The 7,924-nt window shown below is 63.3% G+C and carries 7 protein-coding genes; 5 read left to right on the top strand and 2 right to left on the bottom strand.

Annotated features, from left to right (window positions below):
* The first annotated feature begins 249 nt into the window (after window positions 1-249).
* The 5 genes from PQT43_RS31120 (at window position 250) to PQT43_RS31100 (ending at window position 4,426) form a co-directional block, all read left to right on the top strand.
* Window positions 250-1,305, top strand: a complete 1,056-nt coding sequence (locus PQT43_RS31120) for a hypothetical protein (RefSeq protein ID WP_253085943.1) — start codon at window positions 250-252, stop codon at window positions 1,303-1,305.
* Window positions 1,306-1,319: 14 nt separating this feature from the next.
* On the top strand, window positions 1,320-2,120 hold the full coding sequence (locus tag PQT43_RS31115) for a PoNe immunity protein domain-containing protein (protein ID WP_102879191.1): 801 nt from the start codon (window positions 1,320-1,322) through the stop codon (window positions 2,118-2,120).
* A gap of 116 nt (window positions 2,121-2,236) precedes the next feature.
* Complete coding sequence (locus PQT43_RS31110; RefSeq protein WP_272755587.1) at window positions 2,237-3,022, top strand: PoNe immunity protein domain-containing protein; 786 nt, start codon at window positions 2,237-2,239, stop codon at window positions 3,020-3,022.
* A 14-nt stretch (window positions 3,023-3,036) separates the two neighbouring features.
* Window positions 3,037-3,828, top strand: coding sequence for a PoNe immunity protein domain-containing protein (locus PQT43_RS31105; RefSeq protein ID WP_110596846.1), 792 nt, complete (start codon window positions 3,037-3,039; stop codon window positions 3,826-3,828).
* A gap of 43 nt (window positions 3,829-3,871) precedes the next feature.
* Window positions 3,872-4,426 carry a hypothetical protein gene (locus PQT43_RS31100; RefSeq protein ID WP_267268272.1) on the top strand — a complete coding sequence of 185 codons (555 nt, stop codon included), beginning with the start codon at window positions 3,872-3,874 and terminating at the stop codon, window positions 4,424-4,426.
* Between the two features lie 115 nt (window positions 4,427-4,541).
* Here PQT43_RS31100 and PQT43_RS31095 read toward each other — a convergent pair whose 3' ends face one another.
* Entirely contained in the window at window positions 4,542-5,288 is a 747-nt protein-coding gene (locus PQT43_RS31095) for an SDR family oxidoreductase (protein ID WP_102879187.1), read from the bottom strand.
* Window positions 5,289-5,426: 138 nt separating this feature from the next.
* Entirely contained in the window at window positions 5,427-7,502 is a 2,076-nt protein-coding gene (locus PQT43_RS31090) for a putative bifunctional diguanylate cyclase/phosphodiesterase (RefSeq protein WP_110596848.1), read from the bottom strand.
* Window positions 7,503-7,924: the final 422 nt, after the last annotated feature.

Below are 7,924 nucleotides of genomic sequence, written 5' to 3'. Positions count from 1 at the left end.
TTCAACCGATCGGGTCATCAAGGCAGCTAAAACGAGAAGACCTTGAAAGGGATGGCTGTAAGAGCGAAACCGCCAGCCGCCCCACCCGCAGCAACGGATATCCCCCCTCACCCCCCACACAAAACCAAACGCCCCCATCACCACAACAATGAACACCTCCCAACATAAAAAAACCGCCAAAGCACCTTGCCCCACCCCCTCAATTCATTCAGCATCCGCGCTCCAATTTTCCAGGGAAAGGAACACGTCATGGTCGAAGACCTGTATTACGACGACTACCCAGAGGCCAAGGCCGAACTGATCAAGGCCATCGAACGCGGCCGCCTGCCACTGCTGACCCAGGAACTCAACGCCTACGACTGCATCCAGGCGATCTTCGAACTGGACGCCATCAACAACCCCAAGGACGAGGAAGACGCCTTCTTCGACCTGGCCCTGGCCCTGATCGGCTGGATTCCCGGCCCCGGGCAAGGCCTGAAGATCCTCCTGCGCCTGATCAATCGCGCCCCCCAGCGCCACGCCGAAAAGCTCTTCGACCTGATCCGCCATACCCTGCTGGCCTGCCGCCTGAAAACCAGCCCCGAACAGCTGCTGGAAAAGTGCCTGGACCCCGTGCGCCTGGCCGAAGAGCTGCCCGAGATCATCCGCGGCGTGAGCGCCTCCACCACCTTCAACGGCCTCACGCACCAGCAGCAGCGCCTGGTGCTGCACAACCTCAACGAAGCCTGCGAACACACCGACTTCCTCATGGTGACGGTGCAAGAGCGCATCGCCCCGTGGATCGCCGAACAGCGCAACAACTCGGCCGCCGCTCACAGCCGCGGCCCGGCCCTGCAGCCCAAGCCACAGTCCTCCCTGGAAGCCGGCACGCCAACCATCAACCGCGCTGCGCAGCCTGAAACCCGCGATGCCGCGCGCATCACCCGGGACGTCAACCAGGGTATGGAACAGCTCACCGGCGAAGACCACTGGCTGGAGCTGAACCTGCACTACCCCAACCTGGAACCGGTGTCCGGCGCCGCCTACCGAGTGATCTTCAGCGACGGCTCGCAAGCCGAAGGCAACCTTGACGAAGAGGGCTTCGCCCGCCTGGAGGGCATTCCTCCCGGTCCGGCCAAGGTCTATTACGGTGAAGACCCGCGCCCCTACCTGCGCCAGCCGATCTCGGCCCTGCCCGCCGATGCGCAGCAGCTGGAACAAGAGCTGGAACAGCTCGACCTGGATCCCGCCGAAGTGGACCTGGCGACCCTGCTGCTGGAAACCTCGCAGCGCAAGGCCCCCTTCACCCTGATTCCCGTCTACTGAGACAAGGCGCCAAGATGAACCGCAGACAAGTGTTTCTCAGCCACGCCCATTACCACCGCTACCTGGAAAGCCTGGCGGGCACCGAAGCCCGCTGGCAGATGCACTCGATGACGGCCGACAGCCCCGAGCAAGAAGCCGCCCTCAAGGCCGCGGAAGTCAAGGACGCGCGCCTGCATCATCTGATCCTGAACTACACCGGCGGTGCGTCCATGGAGGCGTTGGCCCAGGAGCTGGACGGGGTGATCGAGGGCTACGAGGACTACCAGCGCAAGCTGGGGCTTTGTGAAGAACTGCCGAATATCGCGCCGCTGAACATCGACGACTACCCCCACGATTACGAAGAATATGTACAGGTCATCAGCCTGTGCATCCTGCTGCAACGCGGCGACCTGCTGCCCCGGGTGGCGCTGTTGCAGGACCGTGCCGGCTACCATGCCGAGGACACCCTGATCGAGGATCTGCTCAAGCCCTACCTGCCGGATCGCGCCGACCTCGATGAGTGGTACCACACCCTCTACTCGCCCCTGATCTGGGCGATCTACAGCGAAGACCCGGACGAACCTCGGGACCTGCTGGTGGAGTACTGCAACCAGTGGTACCAGTCCTTCGAGCACGCCTCGTGGTACGACAGCCACCTGGACATGGACGAGGGTGGTTACTACTTCGGCTACTGGGCCTTCGAGGCCGCGGCAGTGGCCTACCTGTATGGCCTGGACGACAGTGCGGTCAAGCACATGGTCTTCCCCCGGGACCTGCTCGACTACGCCCGGCGCTTTACCCCGCCGCCGATTCCCCAGCAGGCGGCGCAGGACTGAAACACGCCTCCTGCCGGCGATGAGTGCCCCATTCCATCCTCGATCCAACCCTGCGGGCCAGCCCACTCGCGGGCGCCCTTATCCCTGATTCGCGTCTACCGAGCCAAGGCACCGACATGAACCGCAGACAAGTGTTTCTCAGCCACAAGCAGTACCACGACTTCCTCGAAAGCCTGGCCGGCGAAGAGGCCCATTGGCAGGCCCATTCGATGATGTCCGACAGCCCCGAGCAGGAAGCCTCCCTCAAGGCCTCCAATGTGTGCCGCGCGCGCCTGCACCACCTGATCCTGGGCTACACCGGCGGTGCCCCCATGGAGCAACTGGCCCGGGAGCTGGATGGGGTGATCGAAGGCTACGAGGACTACCAGCGCAAGATGGGGGTTTATGAAGAACGGCCGGATGTCGCGCCGCTGAACATCCAAGACTACCCCGACGAGTACGAGGAATATGTCCAGGTCATCAGCCTGTGCATCCTGCTGCAACGCAGCGACCTGCTACCGCGTCTGGTGCTGCTGCAGGACCGTGCCGGCTTTGGCGGCCAGGACACCCTGATCGAGGACCTGCTCAAGGCCTACCTGCCGGATCGTGAAGACGTTGATCAGTGGTTCCACGACGTCTCCACGCCCCTGATCCGGGCCATCTACACCGAAGATCCGGATGAACCTCGGGAGCTGCTGGTGGAGTACTGCAACCAGTGGTACGAGGCGTTCGAACAGGCCCCATGGCACGACAGCCACCTGGACGGCGACGAGGGTTCCTATTTCGGCTACTGGGCCTTTGAAGCCGCGGCCGTGGCCTACCTGTATGGCCTGGACGACAGCGCGGTCAAGCACATGATCTTCCCCCGGGAGATGCTCGAATACGCCCGGCGCTTTACCCCGCCGCCGATGCCCTTCCACTGAGACCAGGTACTGACATGCAACGCAGGCAAGTGTTCCTCGACCCGAAGCAGTACCACATCCTCCTGGAGTTCCTGGCGGGTACCGAAGCCCATTGGCAGACACATTCTATGGAAGAGGACTACCCCGGGCAGGAAGCCTCGCTCAAGGCCTATGAGGTCAAGCGAGCACGCCTGGACCATCTGATCCTGGGCTACACCGGCGGCAAGGCCATGCCGGAGCTGGCCCAGGAGCTGGACGCACTGATCGCCAGCTACGAGGAGCATCAGCGCACCTTGGCCCTGTGCAACGAGGTGCCCGATATCGCGCCGCTGAACATCGAGGACTACCTCGACCAGTATGAGGAATACGTGCAGGTCATCAGCCTGTGCATCCTGCTGCAACGCCGCGACCTGCTGCCGCGCATGGTGGCGCTGCAGGACCGCGCCGGCTTCCACGCCGAGGACACCCTGGTCGAGGACCTGCTCAAGCCCTGCCTGCCGGGCCGCGCAGACATCGATGAGTGGTACCACCCGGTCTATACGCCGCTGATCAGGGCCATCTACGCCGATCAAGCGGACGAGGCCCGCGAGCTGCTGGTGGAGTACTGCGACCAGTGGTACGAGGCGTTCGAACAGGCCCCATGGCACGACTCCCACCTGGACGGTGAATCCTACTTCGGCTACTGGGCCTTTGAAGCCGCGGCAGTGGCCTACCTGTACGGCCTGGACGACAGTGCGGTCAAGCACATGGTCTTCCCCCGGGACCTGCTCGACTACGCCCGGCGCTTTACCCCGCCGCCGATTCCCCAACAGCTGGCGCAGCACTGATAGCCCCCGTTTACCGCCCCTGCTTAAAGGTTATGCATTGCCCATGAAGTCCTGGATCAAGACCCTGCTGATCACCCTGCTCGCGGCCGCCCTGTGCCTGCTGTTCGCCCGCGTTGTGCTGCCACCGCTGCTGGTGCAGCTGATACCACCGAGCTGGGAAAGCGGCCCGTGGTTCTGGGTCAATCTGCTGCTGGCGGGTTTCCTGGCCGGGCTGGTGGTGGCGCCCCTGCTGCGGACCCGGCGTTACTACCCGGTGCCGCTGCTGCTTCTGCTGTCCGTCCTGGTGGTGGTCGGCAATTGGGCGCATAACCGCTGCAACGACGCTCAGCTGCAGGCCATCGAACAGCTGGAAAGGCGCAGCGCGAGCCATTCGAACCTGGGGTTCTCCAGTGAGGAACCCGCGCCTTCGGCGCCCGTGGACGTGAGCGCCACACCGGGCGTCTGGGCCCATGAACAAGGCAATGGATATGGCTACAGCTGCACCCGCCCGGGGGAAACCCAGGGCTACCTGATGCCACAGTTGATGAGCTTTGGCATCAGCGTGCTGGGGCTGCTGCTGGCCCTGCTGATCGGCCCCGGCCGCCGCCGCGCCCGCTGAGAAAACCGTAGGAGCTGGCTTGCCAGCGAAGGCGCCTGCGAGGTCAGCGCAAGGCTTGAGGGCCCCTTCGCCGGCACGCCGGCCCCTACGGGATAGGCCGCAGACTTGCGGGGGCTCAGCGGCCGCCGCCCAGGTCGACGAAGGTGCCGGTGGCGTAGGAAGCCTTGTCCGACAGCAGCCAGAGAATGGCTTCGGCCACTTCGTCGGGACGTCCGCCACGCCCCATGGGAATCGCCGACTCCAGTTTGCTGACCCGGTCGGCATCGCCGCTCAGGGCATGAAAATCGGTGTAGATGTAGCCCGGGCGCACCGCATTGACGCGGATGCCCTCGCCCGCCACTTCCTTGGACAGGCCGATGGTAAAGGTGTCCAGCGCGCCCTTGGAGGCGGCGTAGTCGACGTACTCGCCGGGAGCCCCCAGGCGCGCGGCCACCGACGACACGTTGACGATGCTGCCACCCTGCCCGCCATGGCGCGGCGACATGCGCAGCACCGCGTGCTTGGCGCAGAGGATCGGCCCCATGACATTGGTCTTCATGATCTTCTGGATACGGAATTCGGACATTTCGTCGAGACGGGACTTGTGCCCCACGGTGCCGGCGTTGTTGACCAGGGCAGTGACCCGGCCCAGTTCGTTGTCGACCCGGTGAAACAGGCCAATGACCTCGTCCTCGATGCTGACATCGGCCCGCACCGCAATGGCCTGGGCGCCCAGGGCGCGGACCTGCTCCAGAACCTGCTGAGCCGACTGTTCGTCGGCCTGATAGTTGATGCACACCTTGAAACCCTGCTGAGCAGCCAGCAACGCCGTGGCTGCGCCGATTCCCCGCCCGCCACCGGTGATGACGATGACTTTGTCCATGCTGCCGACTCCCTGACTGATCGTTTCAACGCCCGTCATTAAACACTGCACCGGCAGCGATGAAAACCGCAGTGACATCAATCAGCCCCTATCCAAAGGTCGCAGGAACTGCAGCCAGGGATTCGCTCAGGGCCCCGCTCAGGACTTGTGTTCAGCCAGCTGAATGCCCTGCATGAAGCCTTCGGGCGGCAATGGCTGGCCCAGGTAATAGCCCTGCAACGAATCGCAGCCCAGTTGGGTGAGGAAGGTCTGCTGCACCCCGGTTTCCACCCCCTCGGCGACGATGCGCAGGCCCAGGGCCTGCCCCAGGGCGACAATCGCCGAGACGATGGCGGCGTCGTCGCTGTCGTGCTCCAGGTCGCGGACAAAGCCACGGTCGATCTTCAGCTCGTTGGCCGGCAGGCGCTTGAGGTACATCAGGCTCGAATAGCCGGTGCCGAAGTCGTCGATGGACAGGTCCACCCCCATGTCCGCCAACTGCTGCAGGACGATCATGCTGACGTCGGCGTCGTTCATCGCCGTGGTCTCGGTGATCTCCAGGGTCAGGTTATTGGCCGGCAACTGGTAGCGCTGCAAGGCCTCCTGCACGCTCTTGACCAGCCCCACGTGACAGAACTGCAGGGCCGAGAGGTTCACCGCGATCCGCCAGTGGGTATAGCCCAGGACATACCACTCGCGCATCTGTCGGCAGGCTTCCTGCAGCACCCAGTCGCCGATGGCGATGATCAGCCCGCTCTTCTCCGCCAGTTCGATGAACTTGTCCGGCAGCAGCAGGCCGTGTTGCGGATGTTCCCAGCGCAACAGGGCCTCGGCCCCCACCGGACGACCGTTGCTGGCATCGAACTTGGGTTGGTAATACAGGCGGAACTGCTGATGCTCCAGGGCATTGCGCAGGTCCTGAAGCAACTGCAGTTGACGCCGGGCATTGGTGTTCATCGAAGCGTCGAAAAAGCTGTAGCCGTTCTTGCCGGTGGCCTTGGCGTGATACATGGCCGCGTCTGCGTTCATCAACAGTTCCTGGGCGGTCAGGCCATTGCCGGGATACACCGCGATGCCGATGCTGGCGGAGATCTGCAAATCGTGGTCGGCCACGCGGAACGAACGGGACACCAGGCCCACCTGGCGCGCCGCCAGCCGCAGGGCATCTTCCGGCTCGCCGAGCTGTACCAGCAGCACGAACTCGTCGCCACCGATCCGCGCCAGGGTGTCCTCAGTGCGCAGGTCCTCGCGCAGGCGCTGGGCCACTTCTCGCAGCAACTGGTCGCCCATGTGGTGACCGAAGGCGTCATTGACCGGCTTGAAGCCGTCCAGATCGATGAACATCAGCGCAAAGCAGCCACCATGGGCGGTGACCCGGTGCATGGCCTGATCGATGCGGTCCGCCAGCAGGATGCGATTGGGCAACCCGGTCAGGGTGTCGTGCAGGGCCAGCTGGGTCAGTTCTTTGTTGGCCTCGGTCAAGGACTGCGCCAGCACTGCGGTGCGGGCTTCCAGGCGCGCATCCAGCACCGAGGTCAGCAAGGCAATGATCAGCACCGCCAGGGTAGTGATCAGCACCAGATTGTCCAGGCCGTTACCGCTCAAGCCACTGCCCAGCGCACCGCAGAAGCTGCCATCGGCGAAACGCGCCGCGGCCATGCCGGTGTAGTGCATACCGACAATGGCAAAGCCCATCACAATCGCCGCGCCGGTACGGGCAAGACGCACATGGGGCGTGTTCTGGCGCAGGCGAAAGGCGATCCACAGCGCCGCCAGCGAAGCACCAAAGGCAATCAGCAACGAGGCGCTGAACAGGCTCGGGTCGTAGTCGATACCCGGCTGCATGCGCATGGCCGCCATGCCGGTGTAGTGCATGCCGCTGATGCCGGTGCCCATGATCAAGGCACCGAACAGCAATTGCCCCAGCGGCAGACGCGGCTGGCTCACCAGCCACAGGGCAAAACCGCAAGACAGGATCGAGATCAGCAGGGACAAGGCGGTTAGCGCAATGTCATAGCCCAGCGCCACAGGCAGTTCGAAGGCGAGCATGCCGATAAAGTGCATCGACCACACACCAACGCCCATGGCCAGGGCTCCACCGCACATCCATAGATAGGCTGCACGGCCTTTGGTGGTGGCAATGCGACCGGTGAGATCAAGGGCGGTATAGGAAGCGAGGATCGCCACGAAAATGGAAATCACGACCAGTGCGGGGGAGTAACTACCGATGAGCATGGGGCATCTCTTGGTCGTTGTGCCGACAGTTTGCTCGGCGGGAAAAAGCGCAGATTGTACTGATTGCGTAGAAGAACGCATCTACAAAGTGAGCAAAAAGCCAGTAGCCAGACAGAACGTCTGGCACGGGCCCTTGATGCCCCTACAGCCCTTGTGGCCAAAGGCTTTGCGCGCTTTGAGCCGTGCCTCCGGCCGGAGTCTGGATCAGGCCTAGCTCCAGCTTCGCTTTTTACTACAGGAACCAGAGCGCTTTCGCTTGTACCTCAAGAATCATCCCATAGTCAGCGATCCCCCCCTCTCTCTAGCATCTGCGGGTAGCGTTCTCCCAAGCTTTTTTACCCCCTCCAGCTTAAGGACAAGCTCATGTTCGCACCGGCCGACTCTGCACCGTTCGAGCTTTTTATTCCCGCCGTCCGCCACGA

Source organism: Pseudomonas sp. BLCC-B112, assembly GCF_028550695.1.
Classification (GTDB): Bacteria; Pseudomonadota; Gammaproteobacteria; order Pseudomonadales; family Pseudomonadaceae; genus Aquipseudomonas; species Aquipseudomonas danubii.
This window is presented reverse-complemented; position numbering and strand designations above follow the sequence as displayed.